Here is a 25,095-nt window from a genome sequence, read left to right on the forward strand (position 1 = left end):
AGGCGTCGGTTTTCATGGCTGTCAAGGGAGTCCAGTCGCTGGCGACCGGGCTGCGCGTCCTCGAGCTCGTCTCGCGGCACCAGCCGGTCGGTGCGAGCGAGGTGGCCCGGCTCATGGGCCTGCACAAGAGCGTGGTGCACCGCGCCCTGATCACGCTGGGTGAGGAGGGCTGGATCCGGCCGTTCGGCGAGCCGCCGGCCGTGCGCTGGGTGGTCACCGGGCGGGCGCTGTCGGTCGGCAGCGCGTTCGCCGCCGAGGCGGCCGCCCGCGAGCAGGCCCACCAGCTGCTGCGGCAGCTCAGCGCCGAGAGTGGCGAGACCGTGCTGCTCTCGGTCCGCGACGGTGACCGGCTGCTCGTCGTCGACGCGGTCGAGAGCACCCAGCCGCTGAAGGTCACCTTCCCGGTCGGCACCAGCACGACCGTCGACCTGGAGACGGCGGCCGGCGAGGCGCTGCTGGCGGGGATGGCCGACGCCGAGGTCGTCGAGCTGCTCGGGGAGGAGGCGGCGCGGGCGTGGTTCCCCCGCCGGGCCGACTACGTGCGCCGCGGCTACGCGACCCAGACCCACCCGGCCAGCCCGCTGTGGGCGGTCGCGACCCACCTGCCGGTGGCGCCCGACGGCTCGGCGGCGGTCGTGGTGATCGCCGTCCCGCAGCACCGCTGCGACCGTGCGTCACTGGAACGTTTGGGCGAACGTTTGGTCGAGCTGGCACGGATCACGCGGAGAACTGGCTGATCTCGTTGACACCGAGCAAACGCTTGGTTGATGATACGGCTCACACCCCGCTGGCGAGCGAGGTGATCATCTTCCTCCGCCGAGGTGATTCCAATGCGCAAAAGGCCATTGTTAGCGGCGATTCTCAGCCTTCCACTCCTTCTCGCCGGCGCTTGCGGCGACTCGGGTGACGAAGGCGGGGGAACCGAACAAACGATCAAACTGGTGGGGCTCTGGGAGATCAAGGGGGAGAGCGCCGCCGCCATCAACGACTACCACGACGGCGCGGCCCTCGCGGTCGAGGACATCAACGCCGCCGGCGGCATCATGGGCCGCAAGGTGGTGCTCGACCGGGTCGCGATCGACCCGCTCAACCCGCAGAAGGCCACCTCCCAGTTCCTGGAGGCGGTCGACAAGGACCCCGACATGCTCATCGGCTTCCCGTCCGCGACGGCGCTGATCTCCGCCAAGGGACAGATCGACCGCAGCGGCATCCCGCTCATCGCCACCGCGAGCGCCAGCACGGCGCTGCGCTTCGGCAGCGCGGGCGCGAGCGAGTGGGCGTGGTACGTGCAGCCCTACGACGAGTTCAAGAACCAGGCCGCCGTCCGGTACATCCTCGAGGACCTCAAGGCGACGAAGGTCGGCCTGATGGGCACCAACGAGGCGTACGGCACGACGAACATCAAGAGCCAGACCGCCCTGCTGCAGGAGAAGGGTCTCACGCCCTTCGCCAGCCGCACCTACGACGCGACCGCGACCGACCTGACCCAGCACGTGCTGGCCATGAAGGGCGCCGACGCGGTCATCAGCTTCACCTTCCCCAACCCGCTCGCCATCGAGATGAAGCAGTTCCTGCAGAACGGCATCGACGTGCCGGTCTTCTCCAGCAGCTCGGCGACGCTCGCCGTGAACAACAAGCTGCTGACCGGTGAGCCCCTGAAGAACCTGCACGCGGTCGTCCCCTGCGACCCGGCCAGCTCCACCGACGCCAAGGTCAAGGCCTTCGGCGAGAAGTACAAGACGAAGTTCAACGAGGTGGCGACGAGCCTCGCCGCCGGCTCCTACGACGCCGTCTGGATCGCCAAGGCCGCCATCGAGAAGGCCGGCGGCACCGACCCCGCCGCGATCAAGAAGGCGATGAGCGAGGTCAACGTGTCCGGCAACGTCATCTGCGCCGGCAACTACAAGGCCGACGCCGCCCACATGATGAACCGCGACATGGCCGTCGTCCAGTACGCGGCGGACGGCTCGTCCAAGGAAATCAAGCGGTACACCTTCGAAGAACTGCCGGCCGCCACGAGCTAGCGGTACTGCGGGAAGGCAGGCCATTGTGGACAACGTCATCGCGCTGACCGCGAGCGGAATCGCCTCGGGAGCCGTCCTGGCGATCGCCGCGCTCGGTTTCCTGGTGCTGCACAACGCCACCGGCGTGGTCAACTTCGCCCACGGCGACCTCATCACGCTCGGCGCCTACCTGGGCGTGTGGGCCACCACCGACCTGGGCCTGCCGGTGCTGCCCGGCTACCTTCTGGCGCTGCTGGTGATGGCGGGCGTCGGCCTGCTCATCGAGCGGACCGCGTTCGCGCCGCTGCGCAAGAAGCCGCTCATCGTGGTGGTCATCGCGACCCTCGCCGCGGCGACCGTGATCCGCGGCCTCATCGCCGTGTGGCAGGGCTCGACCCCGAAGACCCTGCCCAGCCCGGCCGGCGACGGGGCGCTGCGGATCGCGGGGGCGTCGATCGCCCACCAGCGGCTGCTCATCGTCGCGGTCGCGGCGGTGGCGGTGGTCGCGCTGCTGCTGCTGTTCGGCCGCACGTCGTTCGGCCGCCAGGTCCGGGCCCTGGCGACCGACCCCGACACCGCCCGCCTCCAGGGCGTGCGGACCAAGGCCATCGGCATGGCCGCGTTCGTCATCTCGTCGGTGCTGGCCGGGCTGGCCGGGCTGATGGTCGCCCCGCTCGGCGCGGTCGACCTCAACCTCGGCTTCGGCCTGATGATCACGGCCTTCGCGGCGGCGGTGCTCGGCGGCTTCGGCAGCCTCACCGGCGTCGTGCTCGGATCGCTCGCGATCGGGCTCATCGAGCAGTTGGTCGGCGGGTACCTGTTCCCGTCGTACTCCACGATGCTCGCGCCGATCGTGCTGTTCCTGGTCATCGTGTTCCGCCCGCAGGGTCTCGTCAACGTCACCAGGAGCCGGCTGTGAGCACCGTGCAGATCGACCCCGCCCCGCCGGCCGCCGAGCCGGCGCCCCGGTCACCGCTGCGGTTCCTGCGGCCGCAGCCCCACGACCGCCGTCGCCACCTGCTCGCCATCGCGGCCTTCGTGGTCGTGGTGGCGCTGGTGGGGCCGGCCATCGGCGGTACCTCCCGAGCCAACCAGTTCCTCGTGAACCTCTGGCTGATGTACTCGGTCGCCGCCCTCGGCTTCTACTGGATCTTCGGCCTCGCCGGCCGGTTCGCGTTCTGCCAGACGTTCATGATGGCGTTCGGCGGCTACCTGTCGGCGTGGGTGACCAGGGAGGGCTACCCGTTCATCGCCGGCATCGGCGTGGCGATGGCGACCACCGCCGTGGCCGCCGGCATCGTCGGCACGCTCGTGCGCAAGGCGCAGCACTTCTACTTCGCCATCGCCACGTTCGCCGTGACCCAGGTCGGCACGATCGTGTTCGCCCGGGCCGACGGCTTCACCGGCCCCAACGGCCAGACCGTCGGCATCGGCGCGCCGGAGCTGTTCGGCTACGTCTTCCGGCGCGACGGCGAGGTGTTCTGGCTGTTCCTCGGCGTGCTGGCCGCGTGCCTGGCGGTCGGGGCGCTCATCGAGCGCTCGCCGATGCGCCGCGAGGCGATCGCGGCCCGCGACAACTTCACCGTCGCCCACCTGGCCGGCGTGCGGGCCAACCGGGTGCACATCGTGCTGTTCATGCTCGGCTCGGCGCTCGGCGGGCTGTCCGGCGCGATGATCGGTCACTGGCAGGGGGTGATGGGCTCCGACTCGTTCGGCATCGACCTGACGATCGGGCTGTTCCTGATCCTGCTGCTCGGCGGGTCCGACTCGCTGTGGGGGCCGATCATCGGCTCGGCGGTGTTCGTCGCGCTGCCCAAGCTGCTGTCCGACATCGAGCGCTTCGGCAGCATCGTGTACGGCGTGCTGCTGCTGGCCGTCGTCCTGGCGCTGCCCAACGGGATCGCCGAGAGCGTCCGCCGGCTGCTGGCCCGTCTCGCGCGGGGGAGGAGCACCAATGCTGCGGGCTGAGCGGATCACGGTCGACTTCGGCGGCGTGCGCGCCGTCGCGGGCGTCGACCTGGAGGTCGGCGCGAAGGAGATGCTGGGCCTGGTCGGCCCGAACGGCAGCGGCAAGACCACGCTGCTCAACGCGGTCTGCGGGGTCGTGACGGCCCGCGGCGCGCTGACCGTCGACGGGCAGCGGGTCCGGCTGAGCCGGCCCGCCGCCACCCGCGCGGCCGGCATCGCCCGGGTCTTCCAGGCGCCGCAGATCTTCGACGAGCTGTCGTGCCTGGAGAACGTGCTGCTGTCCAGCCCCGACGGGCGCCTGGTCGGGCTGGTCGGCGCGGTGGCGGCCCGGCCGGCGATGCACCGCCGGGAGCGCCGCCGCGAGGAGGCCGCGCTCCGCGCGATGACGACGGTCGGGCTGGCCGAGTTCGCGCACACGTCGTCGAAAACGCTCAGCTACGGACAGCGCCGGCTGCTCGAACTCGCGCGGGCGCTGGCGGCCGAGCCGAAGGTGCTGCTGCTCGACGAGCCGAGCGCGGGGCTCAACGACGCCGAGACCGCGCAGCTCGCGCAGCTGCTGCGCGAAACGCGCGACGCGGGACTCGCCGTGGTCGTCGTCGACCACAAGATCGACTTCTTGGACTCGCTCTGCGACCGGCTGGTCGTGCTGGAGCTCGGCAAGGTGATCGCGCAGGGCCCGCCGGACGAGGTCTGGCGGCACCAGCAGGTCATCAACGCCTACCTGGGGGTGGCCGGCAATGCTTGAGGTGCAAGAGCTCCACGTCCGCTACGGCACGACCCACGCGGTGCGCGGGGTGTCGCTGACCGTCGGCGCCGGCGAGGCGGTCGCCCTGCTCGGCCCGAACGGCGCCGGCAAGACCTCGACGCTGCGGGCGCTCAGCCGGCTGACCGCGGCCACCGGCGCCGTGCGCTTCGACGGCGAGGACCTGAGCGGCCTCGCCGCCGAGCAGGTCGCCAGACGCGGCCTCATCCACGTGCCCGAGGGCCGGCGGGTCTTCGTCGACCTCACGGTGCACGAGAACCTGCAGCTCGGGATGACCGCGCGGCAGGGCCGCACCGGCGGGTTCAGCCTCGACGACGTGTACGACCTGTTCCCGGCCCTGGTGCCGCTGCGCAGACGGCTGGGCTTCGCGCTCTCCGGCGGCGAGCAGCAGATGACCGCCATCGGCCGGGGCCTGGTCGCCGCGCCGCGGATGATGCTCATCGACGAGCCGTCGCTGGGCCTGGCCCCGGTCGTCGTCGAGGCGGTCGCGGAGGCGCTCGTCGCCGTCCGCTCGCGGGTCGCGCTGCTCGTCATCGAGCAGAACGTCCACGTGGCGGTGCGGGTCTGCCAGCGGGCGGCCGTGCTCAACGGCGGCGCGATCGTCATGCAGGCCGCGGTCGACGAGCTGCACGACCGGGACACGCTGCTCGCCTCGTACCTCGGCCAGCGGAAGACGGGCATCGGTGTCTGAGCTGCCGGCCGGCCGGTTCGCCGGCCGCGTCGCCGTCGTCACCGGGGCCGCCGGCGGCGCGGGCCGGGCCTGCGCGGCCCGGCTGGCCCGCGACGGTGCGCGCGTGGTGATCGCGGACATCGACGGCCCGCGGGCCGCCGCGACCGCGGCCGAGATCACCGCCGAAGTCACCGCCGCGACCGCCGGCAGCACCGCCGCGACCGCGGCCGGCAGCACCGCCGCGACCGGCGGCGGCGCCGGCGAGACGATCGCCGTCGCCGTCACCGCCGACGTCAGCGACGAGGCGTCGGTGGCGGCGATGGTGGCCGCCGCCGTCGACGCGTTCGGCGGCCTCGACATCCTCGTGAACAACGCCGCCGCGCTCCAGCCCGAGCTGCACCGCCGCGACGGCGACCTGGTCGCTCTCGACCTGGACGTGTGGGAGCGGACGATGGCCGTCAACGCCGGCGGCACGTACCTCGCCTGCAAGCACGCCGTGCCGGCCATGCGGGCGCGGGGCGGCGGCGCGATCGTCAACGTCGCCTCCGTCTCGGCGCTCGTCGGCGACGACGTGCGCGCCGCCTACGGCTCGTCGAAGGCCGCGGTGCTCGCGCTGACCCGCTACGTGGCCACCATGTACGGCCGCGACGGCATCCGCTGCAACGCCGTCACGCCGGGCCTCATCCTCACCGGTACCGCGCTCGCCGCGCTCAGCGGGCACCACCTCGACGAGTTCGCCGCCGAGCGGCTGCTGCCCTGGGCCGCCGGTCCCGCCGACATCGCCGCCGTCGTCGCGTGGCTGGCCGGGGACGAGTCCCGCTGCATCACCGGCCAGTCCATCGTCGTCGACGCCGGCACGACCGCCCACCGGCCGCTGCACGCGATGCGCAGCTGGTCGGACCAACACGCGAAGACAGGAGAGTGACGTGACCGAGCAAGCCATCGGCGACGTCCTGCTGCACCTGCGCTGGACCGTCCCCGACGACCGCGTCCCCGGCTTCGAGGCATGGTACGACCAGGAGCACCTGGGCGACATGGTCGACGTGCCGGGCATCCTCGGCGGGCGCCGCTTCGCCCGCATCGGGAACGCCTACTCGTCGCCCAGCGAGTTCAACTTCCTCACGCTGTACCAGCTGGCCGGCGACGGGCCGCTGAGCAGCGACGAGTACAACCGCCTGTCCACCGACCCCAGCCCGTGGACCCTCGAGGTGGCCATGGGCCTCGACCTCAGCCGGACCGTGTTCGAGCAGATCCGGCCGGTCGAGCGCGAGCCGAAGCACCCCGTCGGGCCGGCGATCTTCCACGTGCTCATGCGGGCCGACGCGGCCGTCGAGGACGACTTCACCCGCTGGTACGACGAGGAGCACCTGCCGGCGATGCTCGCGGTGCCGGGCGTGCTCGGCGCGCGCCGGTTCCACGCGGTCGCCGACGACGCCGGGTTCGGCGTGCACCCGGCCCAGGCCGACTTCCCCTATCTCGCCGTGTACGAGCTGGAGTCGCTCGACGTCGTCGGTACCGCCGAATTCAGGGCAGCGGGAAAGCGGACCCCGCTGCGCGAGCGGCTCGGCGACTCGATCGCCGCGCACGTGCAGACCTACCGCCAGGTCTTCCCCGAGAGCGGTGCGTATGAGGGTCGGTGACCTCGACGTCCTCGGCGTGCCCGACGGCATCGGGCACGTCCGGCCGGCCGAGCTGTACCTCGCCGGCGGCAAGCGGCCCGAGGAGCTCGGCAAGGGCGGGCGCGACGAGGACTGGGCCGAGCACCGGGACCTGTGCCTGCCCGACGGCCGCCTGGAGATGCCCGTCGGGACGTTCCTCATCCGCACCGGCGACCGGGTGATCCTGGTCGACGCGGGCTACGGGCCGCAGGCGCCGGCGTCGGTCAGCGGCACCCGGCTCATGGACAACCTGGCCCGCGCCGGTGTCGCGCCGCACGACGTGACCGACGTCGTGCTGACGCACCTGCACATGGACCACATCGGCTGGTCGGCGGTCGACGGCGTGGCCACCTTCCCGCGCGCGGTCTACCGGTGCCATGCGGCCGACTGGCGGTACTTCGTGGAAACCAGCGGCACCGAGGACGCCCGCTACCGCGAGGTCGCCGCGGCCACCCTGGCGCCGATCGCGGACCGGTTCACCACCTGGAGCGGCGACGAGACCCTCGCGCCCGGCGTCGACGCCGTCGTGGCCGCCGGGCACACCCCGGGCTGCACGACCGTGGTGCTCAGCTCGGGCGGCGAGCGGACGGTGCTCATCGGCGACGTCGTGCACCACCCGGTGCAGCTGCTCGACGACGCCTGGGCCCGCGTGGTCGACGTCGACGAGCGGCAGGCGCGCGACACCCAGGTGCGGCTGGTTGACGAGTTCATCCGGGACGGCACCCCGGTCGTCGGCGCGCACTTCCCGGGCCTGCGCCCCGGGCGGATCGTGGTCGACGGCAGCGGCAGGCGGCAGTGGGCCCCTTCCGACTAGCCGTTCTCGACGACTACCAGGGCGTCTCCGGGGAGTTCGCCGACTGGTCGGCGCTGCCGGTGCGACGCACCGTCTTCCGTGAGCATCTCGGCGGTCCGGAGGACGTCGTCCGCGCACTGCAACCGTTCGACGCGATCGTCGCCATGCGCGAACGCACAGCGTTGCCCGGCGAGGTGTTGCGCGCGTTGCCGCGGCTGCGCCTCATCGCGACGACCGGCATGGCGAACGCGGCCATCGACCTGCGGGCGGCGGCCGAGTGCGGGATCACCGTCAGCGGCACGACCGGCATGGCCGGCGCGACCGCCACCATCGAACACGCCTGGGCGCTCATGCTCGCGCTGGCGAGGCAGGTCCCGCACCACGACGCGCTCGTGCGCGCCGGCGGCTGGCAGTCCGTCCTCGGCACCACGCTGCACGGCAAGACGCTCGGCATCGTCGGCCTCGGCAACATCGGCCGCGGCCTGATCCCGATGGCGCACGCCCTCGGGATGCGGGTCACCGCGTGGAGCCGGCACCTGGCGGCCGTTCCACCCGGGGTCGACGCGCCGGACAAGGCGGCGTTCTTCGCCGGCGCCGACGTGCTCAGCGTCCACATCAAGCTGGCCCCGTCGACCCGCCACTACGTCGGCGCCGCCGAACTCGCTCTGGTGAAGGCCTCGGCGCTGCTGGTGAACACCTCCCGCGGCCCGATCGTGGACACCGGCGCGCTGGTGGCGGCGCTGCGGGCCGGGCGGCTGGCGGGTGCGGCGCTCGACGTCTTCGACGCCGAGCCGCTGCCCCTCGACGACCCGCTGCGCACGGCGCCGAACGTGCTGCTCTCGCCGCACGTCGGCTACGTCACGCGGGAGTCCTACGCGCAGTACTTCCCGCAGCTCGTCGAGGACGTCGCGGCGTTCCTGGCCGGGCAACCGATCCGCGTGCTGGAGGAGGCTCCGTGAACCCGCAGGACGTGCCCGAGCCGCCGGTGGCGCCGTGGCACCCGCCGTCGTACACCGTCGACCGGCACGGCAAGGTCGCCGGCGCCCGTCCCCGGCGCGCCAACAACTGGGGCCGCTGGGGCGCCGACGACCAGAAGGGCACCGCCAACCTCGTCACCGACGACACCGTCCGGGCCGCCGCCGCCACCGTGCGCACGGGCCGGCGGTACCCCCTGGGACTCCCCATCGGCGGCCCGCCCACCGGAGCCGTCCCGCGCGCGATGGTCGTGCGCACAGCCACCACCGCCGACGGGGTCGTCGCGCCCACCACCGCGCATCCGGCGTACTCCGACGACCTGCTCATCATGGGTACCCAGACCTACACCCAGCTCGACGGGCTGGCGCACGTCGCCGACCGCGACACCCTCTACAACGGCTACTGGTCCGGCCTCGTCACCGCGGCCGGCGGCGCCCGACGGCTCGGCATCCACCACCTCATCGACGGCATCGTCGGCCGGGGGGTGCTCGTCGACGTCGCCCGCCACCTCGGCGTGCCCGTGGTGCCGCCCGGCACGGTCATCGGCCCGGCGCTCCTCGATGCCGTGCTGCGCGCCACCGGTACCGCGGTCGGCCCGGGCGACGTGCTGCTCGTGCGCACCGGCGTGCTCGGCTCCTGGGACGGCGTGGCCGGCAGCCTCGGCACCTCGCCGCAGGCCGGCCTCGACGTGTCGTGCGTGCCCTGGCTGGCCCGTCACGACGTGAGCCTGGTCGGCGCCGACAACTCGGCCGTCGAGGCGCTCGACGCGACCGCCGGCTCGTGGCGCATCCCGCTGCACCTGGCCGCGCTGCGCGACCTCGGGCTGCTGCTGGCCGAGCTGCTCTGCCTCGACGAGCTCGCCGACGCGTGCGCCGCCGACGGCGTGTGGGAGTTCATGTTCGTGACGCTGCCGCTACCCCTCGTCGGCGGCGTGGGCTCGCCGATCAACCCGCTCGCGATCCGCTGAGGCCCTGAGGAGATAGCCGGCCGCCAGCGCGGTGACCACGGCGGCCGTGGCGAGCAGGACCCGGTATCCGAGCGTGGTGACGAGCCCCGCCCCGACCGCGATCGAGATCGTCTGCGGCAGGGTGATCATCGTGCTCGCCGCCGCGTACACCCGCCCCTGCAGGTCGCCCGGCGTGAGCCGCTGCAGCAGGGTGGTGAACCCGACCACGATCCACGGCAGGCTCACCCCGAACAGCCCGACGCCGCTCAGCACGAACGGCAGCGACGGCGGGGTCTGCAGCAGTGCCCCGACGGCGGCGGTGGCCAGCCCGAGCCCGATGACCCGGTGCTCGCCCAGCCGCCTGATCAGCGGCGCCGCGCTCGGCCCGCCGAGCAGCGCGCCGGCACCCTGCACGGCGACGAGGACGCCGACGAACGCCGGCTGCCGGTCCAGGCCCTGGCCGACGACGGCGAACACGGTGGTCTCGGTGAAGCCGAAGACGGACAGGGCGAGGGCGGCCGCCGTGACCACCTGCCGCAGCGCGGCGGTGCGGCGGACGAACCGGATCCCGGCGAGCATCTCGGCGGACCAGTGGTGCTGCCACGGTTTGGGCCGCGGCTCGCGCAGCCGGAGTTTCATCAGACACAGCACCGGTACCGCGAACGTCACCGCGTCCAGCACCGCGACGAAGTGCCCGCCGAGCAGGACGAACAGCCCCGACCCGGCGAGCGGCCCGACGAGCCGCAGCGTCTCCTGCGCGGTGCGCAGGAACCCGTTCGCGTCGGCGAGCTGCTCGACGGGCACGATCTGGCTCAGCAACGCGGACTGCGCCGCACCGAGCACGGCGTAGGCAAGCCCGTGCAGGCTCATGACGAGGTAGACGATCCAGACGTCGTCGGCCCCGTCGACGAACAACAGCAGCAGCACGGCGCCCGCGGTGGCAAGGTTGGCGAGGACGAGCAGCGGCCGCTTGCGCACCCGGTCGACGAGCAGCCCGGCGAGGGGCGCGAGCAGCATGGGCGCGGTGAAGAAGAAGAACACCAGGCCGGCCGCGCCGCTGCTGCCGGTGAGCTCCTTGACCCACACCCCCATCGCCAGCCAGAGCGCGGAGTCCCCGAGCAGCGAACAGACCTGCCCCCCGAGGTACAGCCGAGCATCCCGCCCGGCCATCAACCGGCGCATCGACATCGGTAGCTCGCGGGTGACATCGCTCGAACCTATGCCGTCAGCGACCGAGACGCTACACGCCGCGTTTGTCCTCCACGTGCAGGACACTGAGTTCCCGGCCGTCGCGGTCCCGCGTACACATCCGGGTGCGCGGTTACGAGCGCGACGACGGTCAGGCGGCCAGGAGGGCCGGGCGGCGTTCCGGCAGCGGGGCCGGCTCGGTGAGGCCGGGCGCGGCGGCCAGCACCAGGTCGGCGTGGCGGGCGGCCGGGCACGGGGCCGGCCGGTCGCACGCCGGGCAGGTCGCGTCCCCCTCCGGGGACCAGCGGTGCCGGGAGAGCAGCTCGGCGGCCGTGCGGGCCAGGACGCTGTCGGAACGGACGATGTGGGACACGCAGACTCCCCGATGCGGAGGAACGGCCCGCCGGGGGTGGCACGGCCGCGATCAACTGCCGCCCATTGCCCGTCGGCGAGCGACGTCAAACATCCGGTTCACCAGGTGTCGACGAACCGGTCCGGGGACGGCGCGACCGGCGGGCACGCGGACAGGGTGGCGGCGATGATCGCGCGGGTGTCCGCCGGGTCGATCACGTCGTCGATCTCGAACAGGCGGGCGGCGTTGAGGGACTCGACGCGTTCGCGGTACTCCTCGGTGAGGCGGCGGACCGTGCGCTCGCGCTCGTCCGGGTCCTCGATCGCGGCCAGCTCGTGCCGCATGCCGAGGCGGACCGCGCCCTCCAGGCCCATCGGGCCCAGGTGGGCGGCCGGCCAGGCGACGGTCAGGACCGGCTCCTTGGTGCTGCCGCCGAGCATGGCCTGCGCGCCGAGGCCGTAGCCGCGGCGCAGCACCACGCCGACCAGCGGCACCCGCAGGCGGGCACCGGCCACGAGCAGCCGGGAGGTGTGCCGGACGAGCGCGGTGCGCTCCGCCTCCGGGCCGACCATCATGCCCGGGGTGTCGACGAGCGAGACGACCGGGAAGCCGTAGGCGTCGCACAGCTGCAGGAACCGGGCGCCCTTGTCGGCGGCGTCGCTGGTGATGGCGCCGGCCGCGTGCCGGGTGTGGTTGGCGACGAAGCCGACCGTGCGGCCGTCGAGCCGGGCCAGCGCGGTCACCAGCTCCGGTGCGAAGCGTTCCCGCAGGAAGACGACCGAGCCGGGGTCGGCCAGGGTGGTGACGATCGGCCGCACGTCGTATGCGGTGCGCTCCCGCTCCGGCACCATCCCGCGCAGCACCGCCTGGTCGGCCGCCGGACCCGGCGGGACCGGACCGGCGAAGAAGCCGAGCAGGCGCTTCGTCACCGCGACCGCCTCGGCCTCGTCGGCGACGGCCACGTCGACCACGCCGTTGCGGGTCTGCACGTCGATCGGGCCGATCTCCTCGGGCTCGAAGCGGCCCAGGCCGCCGCCGGCGATCATGGCGGGGCCGGCCATGCCCAGGTTGGCCGTGGCCGTGGCGACGATGAGGTCGGCCGCGCCGGCGATCACCGCGTTGCCGGCGAAGCAGCGGCCGGCGACGACGGCGATCCGCGGTACCACTCCGGAGAGCCGGGCCCAGAGCGCGAACGTGCGCACGTCGAGGGCCGACGCCACCGGTACGTCGGTGTCGCCCGGCCGGCCGCCGCCACCCTCGGCGAAGAAGACGACCGGGACGCGCAGCCGCTCGACCAGCTGCAGCAGCCGGTCGGTCTTCTGGTGCCCGCGCATCCCCTGGGTGCCGGCCAGCACCGTGGCGTCGTAGGCGAGCACCGCGCACGGGAGGCCGCCGACGCGGGCGGTGCCGGCGACGATCCCGTCGGCCGGGGTCCGGGCGATGAGCTCGGCGAGGTCGCGCCGCTGCTCCTGGGCCGCCACCGCGAGGGCGCCGTACTCCACGAAGCTGCCCTCGTCGACCAGGTCGGCGAGGTTCTCCCGGGCGGTGCGCCCGCCGGCCGCGTGCCGTTTCGCGACCGCGCCGGGCCGGGCGTCGTCGCGGGTGCGGGCCTTGCGCGACGCGAGCTCTTCCATGGACATGGTCACTACTCTTACCGCACGGTGCCCAGGAGCCGGCGGATCGGCGGGGTGAGCAGCGCGAGGACCGCGGCGAAGAGGATCGCGACCAGGCCGAGCGCGCCGAAGTACGGCCGCTCGCGAGAAGGGTCGTAGAAGCCGGCGAGCACCCCGGCCATGGCCGTGCCCAGGGCCACCGACAGGAAGAACAGCGCCACCGTCTGGGTGCGGAACGCGGCCGGGGCGACCTTCGTGGCCAGGGACAGCCCGACCGGCGACAGCAGCAGCTCGGCGACGGTGAACACGAGCAGGATGCCCGCCAGGGCGAGCAGCGGCGCGCTGTTCGGCCCGCCGCCGGCCAACGGCAGGAACAGCAGGAACGCCACGCCCATGGTCGCCGTCCCGGCGGCGAACTTCACCGGCGTCGACGGCTGCCGGTCGCCGAGCCGGGTCCACAGCGCCGCGAAGACGCCGGAGAGGATGATCACGAACACCGGATTGATCGCCTGGACCCAGGAGACCGGTATCTCCCAGCCGAGGACGTGCCGGTCGAGCCGCTGGTCGGAGTAGATCGTGACGACCGTGAACTGCTGCTGGTACAGCGACCAGAACACCGCGCTGGCCAGGAACAGCGGCACGAACCCGGCCACCCGCCGCCGCTCCTCGGCCGTGACCCGCCCGCTCACCAGCAGCAGCGTGAAGTAGCCGACCGCGGCGGCGGCGCTGAGCACGACGACGGCGGTGGCCAGCCGCCCGGCCGGCACGACGACGGCGCCGACGGCGAGCAGCAGGGCAGCGGCGACGGCGATCCCGGCGGCGAGCGGCCACGCTTTCCGCGGCAGGGGATTCGGTACCGCACGGGCCGCGCCGCCCAGCCGCCGCCGCCCGAACGCGTACTGCGTGAGCCCGACGGCCATCCCGGCCGCCGCGAGCGCGAAGCCGTAGTGGAACCCGAGCCGCTGTTGCGCCAGTCCGGTCAGCAGCGGGCCGGCCAGCGCCCCGAGGTTGACGCCGAGGTAGAACAGCGAGAAGCCCGCGTCGCGGCGCGGGTCGTCCGGCGCGTACAGCGTGCCGACGAGGGAGGTCGCGTTCGCCTTGACGCCGCCGCTGCCGACCGCCACGAGCACCAGTCCGGCGGCGACGCCCGCGAGTCCCTGCAGTACCGCCAAGGCCACATGACCCGCCATGACCACGACCGCGCTGCCGAACAGCACCCGCTCCGGGCCGAACAGCCGGTCGGCGATCCAGGCGCCGAGGATCGTCGACAGGTAGACGGCGCCGCCGTAGGCCCCGACGATGCTGGTGGCGACCCCCCGGTCGATGCCGAGCCCGCCGCGCGCCGCCTCGTAGTAGAGGTAGATGAGCAGGATGCCCTGCATGCCGTAGAACGAGAACCGTTCCCACAGCTCGACGCCGAAGAGGTTCCCGAGCACGCGCGGCTGGCCGAAGAAGGTCCCCATGGCCCTCCCGGCTACCCGGCCGCGCGGCGGCTACTCCTCGGGGTGGTCGGCGGGGTGGTCGGCCCGGATCCGCACGTCGCCGACCCAGCCGACGACGGCCTGGTTGACCCGGTCGTAGACGCTGCGGGCGCCGACCGAGACGTGCGAGACCGGCGGGAGCACCGCCTTGAGCCGGCCGTAGAGGTGCTCGGCGGCGGCCACCGCGTCGGCCCGGGTGCGCGCGACCGGCCCGGCCTGGGCGCTGACCCGCACATACCGGGAGTTGGCCTCGACGGTCCAGCCCCAGACGCCGCCGTGGCCCGACTCCTCGACCGACCGACCGTATCCGTCGAGGTCGTGGTGGTCGGCGGCCGACATCGCATGCTCGGCAAGGACCGCGGCGAGCCGGTCGGAGAGCGCACTCATGACGCCGATTGTGCTCCCCGCCGCAACCTTTCGGCTGCTCAATCGTCGGACGGGTTGCGCACCATGGGACTGCGCTACCTCGGAAAAGACCCGGCTTCTGATGGCGGGCAATCGCCGACTGTCTGGGAGGACGGGGACACCTACGTCGTCCAAGGGTGGCGAGTCGATGACCCCGCGACACTTGCCGAGGTCGGCGACATCCCGCCGCATGAGACCCTGATTCGCATCCCCAAGCGGCTGATGCCCGTCTTTCCGGAGGTAAGCGGTGGTCATGGCGTTGCCGCAACTGGCTGACCTGCTGCTGGCGGGCAAGCGTCGTGCGCTGCATCTGGAGATGCGTGACACCTACGCTCGCACCGCCCGGTTCGACGCGTGGAAGGCCGGCCGCATGTCAGACCGGGGCGAGGCCGACGCGGAATGGCGTGCGCTGCTTGCGCCTCTGGTGGAGCACGGAGCGGACATCCGACGGCTGCGCATCGTCTCCGAGCCCATTACGGAGTATGTTCGATACGAGTTCGAAGTCACCCAACTTGCCAACCTGGCCGCGGGCGAGGTTGTGCGATGGCTGCCACGCGATCGAGCATCCGATCTCAGGCTGCCGGGAAATGACTTCTGGCTTGTCGACGATGCCCTGCTGTTCAACCTGTCCGGCGGTGACGGCGACTGGCTCGGCGTGCAGCCGAACGACGACCCAGACGTGATCGCCTTCTGCGCCGACTCGTTCGAAACGGCGTGGGCTCGCGCGGTCGACCACAGCAACTACCGTCCCGCCTGAGCCTGCACTTTGTCCATCGAGCCGACTCCCGCGATCGGCGAAGCACGCGCCGCACTCGCCGCGCGCTTGCGCGAGATCAGAGTCGACGCCGACGTATCGGCAATCGATCTCGCCAGGCGCGCGGGGTGGCCGCGCTCGAAGGTGAGCAAGATTGAGCACGCCCGCCAGACACCAACGGCCGACGACATCCGCGTGTGGTGTCGGCACATCGGCGCCGACGACCAGGCGGCCGATCTCATCGCTACTCGACACGCCGTTGAGGGCATGTGGGTGGAGCTCAGACGGCTTCAGCGCACGGGCCTGCGCCGCTTTCAAGACTCCTTTGTACCGCTGTGGGAACGCATGCGGCCAAACGTGAGCCTCGGCATCATTCCCCGCCACATCGACCGGACGATGTGGGCCAGCCCCGGCTTCTGGATCTACGACGACGAGCGAGTCATTGTGGAGACGCCGTCAGCACAGCTCACGATCACACAGCCACGCGAGGTCACCATTTACGCTCGCTGGTTTGCGGAACTGTCGTTGATGGCCGTCGTTGGGTATCCGGCCCGACGGATCATCACCGACGCGATTGCGGCGCTCGACACCTGATCGGCGGCAACTTCGAGAAACATCGTTCCGGAGTGATCGGCCCAGCTCATACCGTCTACATCACTGGTGAGGCGGTTGCGAGCGCACGGTGTTCGTCCGAAAAGCCGCGCTCGGCGCGATCCAGGCTAGATCCAACGTCGACTGAGAGCCGAGAGGTGATCAACGTGCATCAGTTCGGGGCGCTGCCTGCCTACGCGGCGGCCGATGACGAAGCCGTGTCCGTGCTGGTGGCCGGCAACGTCGTGCTCTGGGACGAGATCAGCACGGCCGACCCCAAGCCCTGGAAGCTGGAAGTCTTCGACGCCGCGCGCCGCTGGGCACGGCACCGCGGCCTGTAGCGGGCACGGCGAACAGGGACGCGCACGTCAGCCGCTGCCCGCACCGTCGTGGGCGGCGTGTTCGAGGATTCGCGGTACCGCCCGATCGACTGGCGCTGTGGCTAGGGTTTGCCCTGTGGATGCGACGCTGTGGGACGCCTCGCCGGGCTGGCTCAACACCGCGAGTTACGGGCTGCCGCCCCGCCGTGCGTTCGAGGCGCTGCAGGCGATGCTGTCCGACTGGCGGGTCGGCCGCACGTCGTGGGAGGGCTGGGACGGGTCGACCGGGCGGGCGCGGGACGCCTACGCCCGGCTGATCGGCGTCGCGCCGGCCGACGTCTGCGTCGGGGCGCAGGTGTCGCAGGTGCTCGCCCCGGTCGCGGTCGCCCTGGCCGGGCGCCGGTTCCTGGTCCCCGAGGAGGAGTTCACCTCGAACCTGTTCCCGTGGCTGGTCGCGGGCGAGGTCCGCACGGCGCCCGCCGCCGCGCTCGCCGAGCGGGTGGACCGCTCGGTCGACGCGGTCGCCTTCAGCCTGGTCCAGTCCGCGACCGGCGCCGTCGCCGACTACGCCGGGGTGGTCGCCGCCGCCCGGGCCCACGGCGCCCTGGTCATCGTCGACGCGACCCAGGCCTGCGGCTGGCTCCCGTTCGACGGCATGCTCGCCGACGTGGTCGTCACCGGCGGCTACAAGTGGCTGATGGCCCCGCGCGGCGCCGCGTTCGCCTACCTGGCCCCGTCGCTGCGGGAGCGGATGACCCCATACGCGGCCGGCTGGTATGCGGGCGAGGACGTCCACGCCTCCTACTACGGCCCGCCGCTGCGCCTGGCCGCCGACGCCCGCCGCTTCGACATCTCCCCGTCCTGGCCGGCGTACGTGGGCGCGGCCCCGGCCCTGGAGCTGGTCGAGGAGCTGGGCGTGGCCGCGATCGGCGCGCACGACGTCGCGTTGGCCAACCGCTTCCTGGCCGGCCTGGACCGGCCGCCGGGCGACAGCGCGATCGTCACGGTCGACGTGCCGGGCGCCGAGGAGCGCCTGTCCCGCGCGGGCATCCGCGCCGCCGTGCGCGCGGGCCGCGTCCGGGCGTCGTTCCACGCCTACACGACCGAGGCCGACGTCGACGCGGCGCTCAACGCCCTCACGTCCTGACCGCTGCCGCTGCGTGCGCCGCGGGTCGGACGTGGCCGAGGTCCGGGTCCAGGCGGCCCCGTGATCCAGTGCCCGCGGAGCTCGGCGCGGGTAGCTCCCGGAATGATGCCAAGGCTGCTCCGGCGCGGCCGCGGCCGGCGAAGGCGCGCATACGGTCTGCGGCATGAACCCGTCAGGTGCCCCCGTGCGGCGGTTCGGCGCCGGCCACGCCGTCGTGCTGGCGCTGTCCGTCGCCGTCGTGACCGCGGTGGCCGTGCTCGCCACGCAGCTCGTCGCGGTGGTGCCCGGCGACCGGGGGTACGCCGCCGCCGGCCTTCCCGCCGGGCCGGTGGTGCCGGAGGGGGAGAACCCGCTGTACGCCATCCAGGAGGTCCTGGAGCGGCAGTCGGTGGCGCTCCTGCGCGGCGACCGCGGCGGCTACCTGCGGTCGATCCCGGCCGCGCAGGGCGAGCTGCGGGCCCAGGCCACTGCGCGGTTCGGCGCGCTCACCGCGCTGCGGGTGCGCAAGTGGACGATGACGACCATCGGCATCCCGTCGCGGGTCGACGACATCTGGAAGCTCCCGGTCGACGTCTCGTACTGCTTCGACCGCGACGACTGCACGCCGGTCGACGCGCGGGTCGAGACCCGGTGGGCGGTGCCGAACGGGCGGCTGCAGCTCGTCGCCTACGAGGGCTCCGACCGGCCGTGGGACGGCGGCACGGCCCTCATCGTGCGGGACGGCGCCCGCGTCACCGTGGCCAGCGCCGTCGCCGACCCGGAGATCATCGACCGGGTGCTGCGCGCGGCCGAGACCGCGGCCGCGACCGACGACCGGTTCGCCGCCGCGTTCGGTGGGCCTCCCCAGCGATACCACGTGTACATCGCCGGTGACGAGGAGTGGGCGGAGTGGTACGGCGGCGCCTCCGAGAACGCGGCCGCGTTCACGATCCCGCTCGCCCCCGGCGTCAGCGACGTGGTCGTCGACCGCCGCACCGTCACCTCGGACGGCTGGGCCACGACCCTGCTCACCCACGAGTTCGCGCACGTGGTGACCCTCGGCGGCGGGTCGCCCCCGTACCACACCTGGTGGCTGACCGAGGGTATCGCCGAGTACATCGCCGACGCCGACGGCTCGGTGCTCGACGCGGACCTGCGCTCGGTGCGCCCGTACGTGGCCGCGGGCAAGTGGGACGGCACGGTGACGCTGGGCCCGCCGCCGCTGGACACGTCGCTGGCCGACGCGAACGCGCGCTACGGCATCGCCTTCCTCACCGTGCGGTACCTCGCCGACCGCTTCGGCGAGGACAAGATGCTCGCGTTCTTCACCCAGGTCGTCCACCGGCGCGCCACGCCCGACGCGGCGTCGAGGAGCGTCTTCGGTACCGCCTGGGCGCCCGTCGCGAAAGACGCGGCGACCTCGATCCGCGCGGCGGCGCAGGCCTGACCGGGCCGCCCCTGTAGGCTCGCCGCTCATGACCGTTGACCTTGCCGAAGCGACGCCCGAGGCGCAGGAGCCGCAGGCCGAGCCGTCGATCCTCTACACCGTGTACCTGTCGAGCGCGGACGAGCTCGTCGAGCACATCCGCGCCGCCGACGTGCTCAACCTGGGCTTCCGCGTCGAGTCCTACCTCGTCACGGCGGAGGACGCCCCGGAGGCGACCCAGACCGAGTTCGAGTTCACCCTGTACGCCGAGCTCCCGGCCCGCGAGGACGACCGCGACTGACGCTCAGTCCGGGAGGGCGGCCGTCAGGTCGATCTCGATCAGCTGGCCCCGGTACCCCAGCGACGCCACGCCCAGCAGGGTGCTCGCCGTCGTGAAGGCCGGGGCCAGCGGCGACGCCATCAGCTGGTCCCAGACCGCGGACAGCACCGTGCTGTCGGGGCTGACCACGTAGACGATCGAGCGGACCACGTCCGACGGGGCCGCGCCCGCCGCGTCCAGCACCGCCAGGCAGTTGGTGACCACCTGGTCCGTCTGTGCGGCGTAGTCGCCCTCGGCACCCACCACCGTGCCCGCCAGGTCGAGGGGGCACTGGCCGGCCAGGTGGGCCAGGCGGCCGGCCGAGGAGATCGTCACGTGGCTGTAGCCGGACGGCTCGTGGACGTCCGGCGGGTTGAACCTCTGGATCATCCGCCGATTCTGGCCGACCGCGGGCCGACACCGCATCCGGTTTGCGGGTAACGTGCCCCGGTGACCGAGTATCGCGAGTTGGGCGAGGCCGCCTGGGGCTGGGTGCGGGGGCGGATCGGCGACGACGACGGGCCCTGGCTGCGGGAGGACGGCGCCGAGGGGCCGCCGGGCGACCGGGACTCGCTGTACGCGGGGCTGGCCGGGCTCGCGCCGGTGCTGGCCGAGGTCGGGCTCAGCCGGGAGCTGACCGGCGGTGAGCGGCGGCTGGCGGAGCAGATCACCGAGCGGCTCGCGACGCAGGCACCGACCCGGCGCGAGGCGTCGCTGTATGACGGGCTCGCCGGGGACGTCACCGCGCTGCGGCTGCTCGACAGCGGACGGGAGGACGTCGCGCTGCGGCGCATCGCCGAGCTGCGCACCGACCGCGGGTGGGACACCACGATCGACGGGCTCGGGTACGAGGGCGCGATCACCGACATCATCATGGGTACCGCCGGCATCGTGCTGACCGCCGTCTGGGCCGGCGACGCCGCAGCCGCCGAGACCGCCGAGCGCGGGGGAGAGGCGCTGCTCGCGACCGCCGAGGAGACCGAGGGCGGGCTCGACTGGCGGATGTGGCCGGGGTATCGCTCCAGCAACCCCAACTTCTCCCACGGCACCGCCGGCGTCGCCTCCGCGCTCGCCGTCGCCGGCCGCGCCCTGGACCGGGCCGACTTCGTCGAGGCCGCCGTCCGCGGCGCCGAGCACCTGCTCACCGTGGCCGATCAGGCCGACGGCGGGTTCGTCGTGCCGCACACCCTTCCGTACTCCACGCGCGACGTCGAGCCCGTCACCTACACCTGGTGCCACGGCCCCACCGGCACCTCGCAGCTGTTCGCCGCGCTCGCCCGGGCCGGCGCGCCCACGGCCGGCGGCCAGGACGTCGCCGACCTGCGCCGTCGCTGCCTGCGCACGGTCCTCGCGTCGGGTGTGCCGGCCCGCCTGCGCCCCGGATTCTGGGACAACGACGGTCGGTGCTGCGGCACCGCGGGCGTCGGCGACGTCCTGCTCGACGCCTACCAGGACACCGGCGAGAAATGGCTGCTCGACGGCGCCCGGCTGATGGGCGACGCCCTGGCCGAGCGGGCGATCCGCGACGCCGACGGGGCGCGCTGGCGGTTCATCGAGCACCGGCAGGACCCGCCGCTGCTGCCGCCCGGCGTCTCCTGGATGCAGGGCGCGGCCGGCATCGCGGCGTTCCTGCTGCGCCTGGACCGGGTGCTGGCGTCGGGCCTCGACGCGCCGGTCCCCGACCGGCCGGACCAGTGGTGGTGCGTGCCCGACCGGCTGCGCACCACCCGGGCTCACGCCTGAGGGTGGAACCCGACGACCGGCATCCCCTCGCCGACGACCTTCTCGAAGTGCAGCACGTCGGTGAGGCCCACGCGGCGGCCGTCCGGCAGGCTCCGGTAGGTCCCGCGAAGGATCGCGAGCAGCCGCGGATCCTCGACGCGCCGCAGTGAGTCGCTGGACTCCAGCGTCACCCCGGTCTCGTCGCACCAGGCCACGACCTTGGCCCAGAACCGGTCCACGGTCTCCCAGGCCTCGACCGTGCGGGGCCCGCGCAGCGGCAGCAGCTCTTCGGCGGTGAGCAGCTCGCCGGCGCCGTGCGAGGCGATGTTCTGCAGGTCCTCGAGGAAGGACATCGCGACCTTCGGCTCGTCGGCGCACAGCTCCTCGACCACGGCCAGGACCGCCGCCGCCTGCTTGCCCGGCCGGCGCAGGACGTCCGCCGCGATCTCGTCGAGCGGCAGCTCACCGCCCGCGGTCGGCAGCTTGGCGGCCTTCATGAGGCGCTCGACCGGAGTCGGCGGCCGACGTGAGAACAGTCCCATGGCGACGATCATGCCACCCCGAAGGCATTGACGGCGGTACCCACCCATCCCGTATCGTCTGCGGGAACAGTGTTTCGTCTATCGAAACGGAGTTCGGATGGGACGTCGTTTCAGCCGCCGTGGCGTGCTGCTCGCGGCCGGTGGCGCGGTCATCGCCGGGGCGTTCGCCCGGCCCGCGCCGGCCAGTGCCGCCTACTCGTCCGTCGACACCTACGCGACCAGCGTCAACGGCGACGCCGCGGACGTGTACCACCCGCACACCTCCTCGCCGCACGCGCCGTGGCCGGTCGTGCTGCTCCTGCAGGGTGCCGCCGTCGGGCGGGCCAACTACGCCGGGTTCGCGCGCAAGGTCGCCTCCTACGGCTTCGTCGTGGTCGTCCCCGACCACACCCGCGTCCTGTTCGGCGTGCCCGGCCTCTACGCCGACGGCGCCGAGGCGACCTGGACCGTCGCCTGGGCCGCGGCCGAGAACGCCCGCACCGGCTCCCCGCTGCGCGGCCAGATCGACACCGGCACGCTGCTGCTCACCGGACACTCGTTCGGCGGCGCCGCCGGGCTGGGGCTGTCCACCGGCCTGTCCACGCCCCCGTTCACCGACGTGCCGATCCCGGCGCCGGCCCAGCTCAAGGCGGCCGCGTTCTACGGCACGAACAACGCCGCGCCCGGCACGTCGGTCATCCCGCCGGTGGCCAGCACGATCCCGGTCGCGCTCGTGCAGGGCAGCGCCGACGGCGTCGCCAGTCCGGCCAGCGGCCTCGGCACGTACGCGGTCCTGGCGGGCACGCCCAAGCTGTACGTGAGCGTCGCCGGCGCCAACCACTACGGCATCACCGACGTCCAGAACCCGGCCGGGGCCCGCCCCGACCTGTCCCCGCAGACCCTCGACCAGGCCACCGGCGTGGAGGTCGTGGCCCGCTGGTCGGCGCTGTGGCTGCGCGCGCAGCTCGGCGACCCGGTCGGCCGGGCCTGGGTCTACGGCCTCGGCGACGCCGTCGACACCACCGTGGAGACCCAGTTCGAGCGTTGACCGGGGTCGATACCGCGACGGCGTGGACGAGAGCCCGTTCGATGTCGCACCTGCGCTCACCCGGCCTGACGGTCGGCCCCGACCACCGGGTGAGCGCGGTCATGCCGCGACGCCGCGGCGACTTCCGGATCACCCTGGTCAACCCGGCCCCGGGCGCGACCCGCCGCGACATGATCGTGCACAGGCCTTCGCCAGCCGGTCACCAGCCGCGCGGGCCCGGCGGGAGCCGCCGGAGGGTCAGCGGCCGAGGCCGTAGCGGGCGGCCAGGGCCTCCACGGCGTCCTTGGCCTCGTTCAGGCCGGCGCCGGTCGCCTCCCGGTACACCTTGATGGCCTGGATCTTCCGCCCCGCCTGCAGCTCCTCGAGGACGCCTGCGGGTGCGGGTGGCTCGGGGACCTCGATGCCGAGGTGAGCGATGATCAGGTCGAGCTTGCGCTCGACGGCGGCCAGTTGCGCCGACAGGGAGCGGTCCGGCCCGCCGGATCTCAGCAGCACGTCCGTGAATGTATCAGCATTCCGTGCAGGGAATTGCCCGGCCGGCGGGGCGATCCGAGGATTCCCGCATGACTGACATCGACCCGCAGGAACTCGCCGAACGATACGTCGCACAGTGGATCGAGCCCGACCCCGCGAAGCGGCGGGACGCGATCGAACGGCTCTGGGCCGACGATGCCACGCACGTGCTGCAGCCGCCGGTCGAGATCCGGGAGGCCGCCGACCGGCTCGGCTTCGCGCACCAGACGCTGCGGGCCGAGGGCCACGACGCGATCGAGCGGCGGATCACCGGCAGCTACGACCACTTCATCGTCGGCCAGGGGTTCACCTTCCGGGCCCGCGGCGGCGCGGTCCGCCTCGACGGTGTCGTGCGGATCGGCTGGGACGCGCTCGTCGGCGGCGAGGTCCACGGCGGCGGGGAGGACCTGCTCGTGCTCGCCCCCGACGGCCGGATCCGCACCGACTACATGTTCCCGGAGTAGGCGGCGAGCGCCGCGGCCGTCTGCGCGTCGACGGGCAGGAACGCCTCCAGTTTCAGCTCGGCGAGGGTCACGTCGACGGCCGTGGCGAACGTCGTGATCGTGGTCATCAGGTGCAGCTCGCCGCGGGACGAGGCCAGGTGCAGCGGGACGGCGAAGCCCAGCGGGGCGTCGTCGGGCCCGAGCTCCGGCACGCACGCGGCGAGCTCGTCGCGCAGCTCCGTCTGGTGGTCGAGCCGCGCCACGATGTGCCGGGCCCATTCGGCCAGGTTGCGGATGCGCGGCGCCAGGCCGTGCGGGTGCAGCGCCAGGCGGTACACGTTGCGGCCCGGCCCGACCAGCTCCGCCGCCGCGCCCTCGGTGACCAGCCCGTAGGCATCGTTGGCGGCGACCAGCCCGCCGCCGCCGTCCACCACGATCGCCGGATACGGCAGGTGCCCGCGCAGGATGTGCCCGATCGCCTCGCGGACCGGGGCGAGCGCCGCGTCGCCGAGGCCGGACTCCGGGTAGGCCGGCGCATACCCGGCCGCGAGCAGCAGCGCGTTGCGCTCCCGCAGCGGCAGGTCGAGGGACTCGGCCAGCCGCACCACCATGTTGCGCCCGGGCACCGACCGGCCCGACTCGATGAAGCTCACGTGCCGCTGTGTCGTCCCCGCGCGCAGTGCGAGGTCGAGCTGGCTGAGCCGCAGGCGGGTCCGGCGTTCGCGCAGGGCGGTCGGGAAGTCCACGGGTCCATGTTCCCTCGGCATTCCCTCGGCGGAATTGCCGCCCCGGCCGGGCCTCGCCGAGCATTCCGCCATGGATTCCGGTGTACTGCTGCCGACCGGAAACGCCCAGTGGGTCCCCGGCGGCGACCCGCGCGACCTCGTCGGCTTCGCTCGCGCCGCGGAACGGGCGGGCTTCGCCTCGCTGTGGGTCAACGACTCGCTCATCAGCCCGCGCATCGAGGCGCTGACCATGCTCGCCGCGCTGGCCCCGGCGACCGATCGGGTGACCCTCGGCACGGCCGCGCTGCTGCCGTTCCTGCGCCGGCCGGTGCAGGCGGCGCAGGCGCCCTTCTACGATCTGTCGGAGGTACCGTGGGAGCGCCGCTTCACCCGGCTCGACGAGACGGTTGCCCTCTGGCGGGCCCTGTGGGACGGCGCGGCGGAGTTCCACGGCGAGCTGCTCAGCACCGTGCGCGTCGACACGGACGTGGCCGCATGCCGGCGGGTCCTCGACGACTACGCGCGGGTCAACTACGGTATGCCCCTGGCGGACCTGGAGCGCATCCAGGCGGTGGTGACCGGCACCGCCGGCTCCGCGTTCGACCGTGCGGTGGTCGAGGAGGCGGCGCAGCGGGTGCTGACCCGGTGGGACGAGCACGTCACCCACCATGAGGTGGCGGTGGAGCTGACGGCTTACAACTCCTAACAGAATGATCTAGGGACTTCCGTCCTTTGTAGACGATGATCTACAGTGTCGACCGTGCGGAAGGGC

The 25,095-nt window shown here is 73.2% G+C and carries 31 protein-coding genes; 22 read left to right on the plus strand and 9 right to left on the minus strand.

Going from position 1 to position 25,095, the window contains the following annotated elements:
* The first annotated feature begins 14 nt into the window (after nt 1–14).
* The 11 genes from IEZ31_RS46965 (at nt 15) to IEZ31_RS47015 (ending at nt 9,797) form a co-directional block, all read left to right on the plus strand.
* Complete coding sequence (locus tag IEZ31_RS46965; protein WP_190256623.1) at nt 15–737, plus strand: IclR family transcriptional regulator; 723 nt, start codon at nt 15–17, stop codon at nt 735–737.
* A 204-nt stretch (nt 738–941) separates the two neighbouring features.
* Entirely contained in the window at nt 942–2,024 is a 1,083-nt protein-coding gene (locus tag IEZ31_RS46970; RefSeq protein ID WP_190256624.1) for an ABC transporter substrate-binding protein, read from the plus strand.
* 25 nt (nt 2,025–2,049) lie between these two features.
* Nucleotides 2,050–2,922, plus strand: a complete 873-nt coding sequence (locus IEZ31_RS46975) for a branched-chain amino acid ABC transporter permease (RefSeq protein WP_190256625.1) — start codon at nt 2,050–2,052, stop codon at nt 2,920–2,922.
* A complete protein-coding gene (locus tag IEZ31_RS46980; protein WP_190256626.1) occupies nt 2,919–3,971 on the plus strand; it encodes a branched-chain amino acid ABC transporter permease in 1,053 nt (350 codons plus the stop codon). The genes IEZ31_RS46975 and IEZ31_RS46980 overlap by 4 nt, the downstream gene beginning before the upstream one ends.
* Nucleotides 3,958–4,716 carry an ABC transporter ATP-binding protein gene (locus IEZ31_RS46985; RefSeq protein WP_190256627.1) on the plus strand — a complete coding sequence of 253 codons (759 nt, stop codon included), beginning with the start codon at nt 3,958–3,960 and terminating at the stop codon, nt 4,714–4,716. Before IEZ31_RS46980 ends, IEZ31_RS46985 begins: the two co-directional genes overlap by 14 nt.
* Entirely contained in the window at nt 4,709–5,425 is a 717-nt protein-coding gene (locus IEZ31_RS46990) for an ABC transporter ATP-binding protein (RefSeq protein ID WP_190256628.1), read from the plus strand. Before IEZ31_RS46985 ends, IEZ31_RS46990 begins: the two co-directional genes overlap by 8 nt.
* Nucleotides 5,418–6,329, plus strand: coding sequence for an SDR family NAD(P)-dependent oxidoreductase (locus tag IEZ31_RS46995; protein WP_190256629.1), 912 nt, complete (start codon nt 5,418–5,420; stop codon nt 6,327–6,329). Before IEZ31_RS46990 ends, IEZ31_RS46995 begins: the two co-directional genes overlap by 8 nt.
* Nucleotide 6,330: 1 nt before the next feature.
* A complete protein-coding gene (locus tag IEZ31_RS47000; RefSeq protein WP_190256630.1) occupies nt 6,331–7,044 on the plus strand; it encodes an EthD domain-containing protein in 714 nt (237 codons plus the stop codon).
* Nucleotides 7,031–7,876 carry an MBL fold metallo-hydrolase gene (locus tag IEZ31_RS47005; protein ID WP_190256631.1) on the plus strand — a complete coding sequence of 282 codons (846 nt, stop codon included), beginning with the start codon at nt 7,031–7,033 and terminating at the stop codon, nt 7,874–7,876. The genes IEZ31_RS47000 and IEZ31_RS47005 overlap by 14 nt, the downstream gene beginning before the upstream one ends.
* Complete coding sequence (locus tag IEZ31_RS47010) at nt 7,858–8,814, plus strand: D-2-hydroxyacid dehydrogenase family protein (protein WP_190256632.1); 957 nt, start codon at nt 7,858–7,860, stop codon at nt 8,812–8,814. Before IEZ31_RS47005 ends, IEZ31_RS47010 begins: the two co-directional genes overlap by 19 nt.
* Nucleotides 8,811–9,797, plus strand: coding sequence for a cyclase family protein (locus IEZ31_RS47015; protein WP_190256633.1), 987 nt, complete (start codon nt 8,811–8,813; stop codon nt 9,795–9,797). Before IEZ31_RS47010 ends, IEZ31_RS47015 begins: the two co-directional genes overlap by 4 nt.
* Here the strand turns inward: IEZ31_RS47015 and IEZ31_RS47020 are convergent.
* The 5 genes from IEZ31_RS47020 to IEZ31_RS47040 form a co-directional block, all read right to left on the minus strand.
* A complete protein-coding gene (locus tag IEZ31_RS47020; RefSeq protein WP_190256634.1) occupies nt 9,744–10,964 on the minus strand; it encodes an MFS transporter in 1,221 nt (406 codons plus the stop codon). The genes IEZ31_RS47015 and IEZ31_RS47020 overlap by 54 nt on opposite strands.
* A 151-nt stretch (nt 10,965–11,115) precedes the next feature.
* On the minus strand, nt 11,116–11,337 hold the full coding sequence (locus IEZ31_RS47025) for a hypothetical protein (protein ID WP_190256635.1): 222 nt from the start codon (nt 11,335–11,337) through the stop codon (nt 11,116–11,118).
* Between the two features lie 98 nt (nt 11,338–11,435).
* Nucleotides 11,436–12,956 carry an acyl-CoA carboxylase subunit beta gene (locus IEZ31_RS47030; protein ID WP_190256636.1) on the minus strand — a complete coding sequence of 507 codons (1,521 nt, stop codon included), beginning with the start codon at nt 12,954–12,956 and terminating at the stop codon, nt 11,436–11,438.
* Between the two features lie 11 nt (nt 12,957–12,967).
* Nucleotides 12,968–14,392 (minus strand): peptide MFS transporter, encoded by a 1,425-nt coding sequence (locus IEZ31_RS47035; protein WP_190256637.1) that lies wholly within the window; start codon nt 14,390–14,392, stop codon nt 12,968–12,970.
* Nucleotides 14,393–14,422: 30 nt separating this feature from the next.
* The gene (locus IEZ31_RS47040; RefSeq protein WP_190256638.1) at nt 14,423–14,797 is read right to left on the minus strand and encodes a hypothetical protein; all 375 of its coding nucleotides are present in this window, start codon (nt 14,795–14,797) and stop codon (nt 14,423–14,425) included.
* 63 nt (nt 14,798–14,860) lie between these two features.
* Between IEZ31_RS47040 and IEZ31_RS47045 the strand changes: the two genes are divergently transcribed.
* The 7 genes from IEZ31_RS47045 to IEZ31_RS47075 all read left to right on the plus strand — a co-directional run bounded on the left by IEZ31_RS47045 (nt 14,861) and on the right by IEZ31_RS47075 (nt 19,333).
* Nucleotides 14,861–15,091, plus strand: coding sequence for a hypothetical protein (locus IEZ31_RS47045; RefSeq protein ID WP_190256639.1), 231 nt, complete (start codon nt 14,861–14,863; stop codon nt 15,089–15,091).
* Complete coding sequence (locus IEZ31_RS47050; protein ID WP_190256640.1) at nt 15,069–15,572, plus strand: DUF6879 family protein; 504 nt, start codon at nt 15,069–15,071, stop codon at nt 15,570–15,572. The genes IEZ31_RS47045 and IEZ31_RS47050 overlap by 23 nt, the downstream gene beginning before the upstream one ends.
* Nucleotides 15,573–15,581: 9 nt before the next feature.
* Nucleotides 15,582–16,163 (plus strand): Scr1 family TA system antitoxin-like transcriptional regulator, encoded by a 582-nt coding sequence (locus IEZ31_RS47055; RefSeq protein WP_190256641.1) that lies wholly within the window; start codon nt 15,582–15,584, stop codon nt 16,161–16,163.
* A gap of 164 nt (nt 16,164–16,327) precedes the next feature.
* Nucleotides 16,328–16,501, plus strand: coding sequence for a hypothetical protein (locus tag IEZ31_RS47060; RefSeq protein WP_190256642.1), 174 nt, complete (start codon nt 16,328–16,330; stop codon nt 16,499–16,501).
* A 115-nt stretch (nt 16,502–16,616) separates the two neighbouring features.
* The gene (locus tag IEZ31_RS47065; RefSeq protein ID WP_229836944.1) at nt 16,617–17,627 is read left to right on the plus strand and encodes an aminotransferase class V-fold PLP-dependent enzyme; all 1,011 of its coding nucleotides are present in this window, start codon (nt 16,617–16,619) and stop codon (nt 17,625–17,627) included.
* A 163-nt stretch (nt 17,628–17,790) separates the two neighbouring features.
* Complete coding sequence (locus tag IEZ31_RS47070) at nt 17,791–19,053, plus strand: gluzincin family metallopeptidase (protein ID WP_190256643.1); 1,263 nt, start codon at nt 17,791–17,793, stop codon at nt 19,051–19,053.
* Nucleotides 19,054–19,081: 28 nt separating this feature from the next.
* Nucleotides 19,082–19,333: a hypothetical protein gene (locus tag IEZ31_RS47075; RefSeq protein WP_190256644.1), complete on the plus strand. Its 252-nt coding sequence runs from the start codon at nt 19,082–19,084 to the stop codon at nt 19,331–19,333.
* 3 nt (nt 19,334–19,336) lie between these two features.
* Here IEZ31_RS47075 and IEZ31_RS47080 read toward each other — a convergent pair whose 3' ends face one another.
* Nucleotides 19,337–19,741 (minus strand): RidA family protein, encoded by a 405-nt coding sequence (locus tag IEZ31_RS47080; RefSeq protein WP_190256645.1) that lies wholly within the window; start codon nt 19,739–19,741, stop codon nt 19,337–19,339.
* Nucleotides 19,742–19,801: 60 nt separating this feature from the next.
* Between IEZ31_RS47080 and IEZ31_RS47085 the strand changes: the two genes are divergently transcribed.
* Entirely contained in the window at nt 19,802–21,094 is a 1,293-nt protein-coding gene (locus tag IEZ31_RS47085; RefSeq protein ID WP_229836947.1) for a lanthionine synthetase LanC family protein, read from the plus strand.
* Here IEZ31_RS47085 and IEZ31_RS47090 read toward each other — a convergent pair.
* On the minus strand, nt 21,085–21,615 hold the full coding sequence (locus tag IEZ31_RS47090; RefSeq protein WP_190256646.1) for a hypothetical protein: 531 nt from the start codon (nt 21,613–21,615) through the stop codon (nt 21,085–21,087). The two genes, IEZ31_RS47085 and IEZ31_RS47090, sit on opposite strands and share 10 nt — an antisense overlap.
* A 97-nt stretch (nt 21,616–21,712) precedes the next feature.
* On the opposite strand from IEZ31_RS47090, the gene IEZ31_RS47095 reads away from it, so the two are divergent.
* Nucleotides 21,713–22,642, plus strand: coding sequence for an alpha/beta hydrolase family protein (locus IEZ31_RS47095; RefSeq protein ID WP_190256647.1), 930 nt, complete (start codon nt 21,713–21,715; stop codon nt 22,640–22,642).
* Between the two features lie 237 nt (nt 22,643–22,879).
* Here IEZ31_RS47095 and IEZ31_RS59905 read toward each other — a convergent pair whose 3' ends face one another.
* Entirely contained in the window at nt 22,880–23,137 is a 258-nt protein-coding gene (locus IEZ31_RS59905; protein WP_190256648.1) for a ribosomal protein L7/L12, read from the minus strand.
* A 68-nt stretch (nt 23,138–23,205) separates the two neighbouring features.
* On the opposite strand from IEZ31_RS59905, the gene IEZ31_RS47105 reads away from it, so the two are divergent.
* A complete protein-coding gene (locus IEZ31_RS47105; protein WP_190256649.1) occupies nt 23,206–23,619 on the plus strand; it encodes a hypothetical protein in 414 nt (137 codons plus the stop codon).
* Here the strand turns inward: IEZ31_RS47105 and IEZ31_RS47110 are convergent.
* On the minus strand, nt 23,601–24,344 hold the full coding sequence (locus IEZ31_RS47110; protein ID WP_190256650.1) for a helix-turn-helix domain-containing protein: 744 nt from the start codon (nt 24,342–24,344) through the stop codon (nt 23,601–23,603). The two genes, IEZ31_RS47105 and IEZ31_RS47110, sit on opposite strands and share 19 nt — an antisense overlap.
* A 70-nt stretch (nt 24,345–24,414) precedes the next feature.
* Between IEZ31_RS47110 and IEZ31_RS47115 the strand changes: the two genes are divergently transcribed.
* Nucleotides 24,415–25,029 (plus strand): LLM class flavin-dependent oxidoreductase, encoded by a 615-nt coding sequence (locus IEZ31_RS47115; RefSeq protein ID WP_190256651.1) that lies wholly within the window; start codon nt 24,415–24,417, stop codon nt 25,027–25,029.
* The last annotated feature ends 66 nt before the right edge of the window (nt 25,030–25,095 follow it).

Origin of the sequence: Dactylosporangium sucinum, assembly GCF_014647515.1 — a bacterium.
In the GTDB taxonomy this organism is placed as follows: Bacteria; Actinomycetota; Actinomycetes; order Mycobacteriales; family Micromonosporaceae; genus Dactylosporangium; species Dactylosporangium sucinum.

Bases quoted from the DNA above. Each gene is read 5' to 3' on its own strand.
- IEZ31_RS46965 (WP_190256623.1), top strand. From the start codon at position 15: ATGGCTGTCAAGGGAGTCCAGTCGCTGGCGACCGGGCTGCGCGTCCTC.
- IEZ31_RS46985 (WP_190256627.1), top strand. From the start codon at position 3,958: ATGCTGCGGGCTGAGCGGATCACGGTCGACTTCGGCGGCGTGCGCGCC.
- IEZ31_RS46990 (WP_190256628.1), top strand. From the start codon at position 4,709: ATGCTTGAGGTGCAAGAGCTCCACGTCCGCTACGGCACGACCCACGCG.
- IEZ31_RS47005 (WP_190256631.1), top strand. From the start codon at position 7,031: ATGAGGGTCGGTGACCTCGACGTCCTCGGCGTGCCCGACGGCATCGGG.
- IEZ31_RS47020 (WP_190256634.1), bottom strand. From the start codon at position 10,964: ATGTCGATGCGCCGGTTGATGGCCGGGCGGGATGCTCGGCTGTACCTC.
- IEZ31_RS47030 (WP_190256636.1), bottom strand. From the start codon at position 12,956: ATGTCCATGGAAGAGCTCGCGTCGCGCAAGGCCCGCACCCGCGACGAC.
- IEZ31_RS47035 (WP_190256637.1), bottom strand. From the start codon at position 14,392: ATGGGGACCTTCTTCGGCCAGCCGCGCGTGCTCGGGAACCTCTTCGGC.
- IEZ31_RS47040 (WP_190256638.1), bottom strand. From the start codon at position 14,797: ATGAGTGCGCTCTCCGACCGGCTCGCCGCGGTCCTTGCCGAGCATGCG.
- IEZ31_RS47045 (WP_190256639.1), top strand. From the start codon at position 14,861: ATGGGACTGCGCTACCTCGGAAAAGACCCGGCTTCTGATGGCGGGCAA.
- IEZ31_RS47050 (WP_190256640.1), top strand. From the start codon at position 15,069: ATGGCGTTGCCGCAACTGGCTGACCTGCTGCTGGCGGGCAAGCGTCGT.
- IEZ31_RS47070 (WP_190256643.1), top strand. From the start codon at position 17,791: ATGAACCCGTCAGGTGCCCCCGTGCGGCGGTTCGGCGCCGGCCACGCC.
- IEZ31_RS47075 (WP_190256644.1), top strand. From the start codon at position 19,082: ATGACCGTTGACCTTGCCGAAGCGACGCCCGAGGCGCAGGAGCCGCAG.
- IEZ31_RS47080 (WP_190256645.1), bottom strand. From the start codon at position 19,741: ATGATCCAGAGGTTCAACCCGCCGGACGTCCACGAGCCGTCCGGCTAC.
- IEZ31_RS47090 (WP_190256646.1), bottom strand. From the start codon at position 21,615: ATGGGACTGTTCTCACGTCGGCCGCCGACTCCGGTCGAGCGCCTCATG.
- IEZ31_RS47095 (WP_190256647.1), top strand. From the start codon at position 21,713: ATGGGACGTCGTTTCAGCCGCCGTGGCGTGCTGCTCGCGGCCGGTGGC.
- IEZ31_RS47105 (WP_190256649.1), top strand. From the start codon at position 23,206: ATGACTGACATCGACCCGCAGGAACTCGCCGAACGATACGTCGCACAG.
- IEZ31_RS47115 (WP_190256651.1), top strand. From the start codon at position 24,415: ATGGATTCCGGTGTACTGCTGCCGACCGGAAACGCCCAGTGGGTCCCC.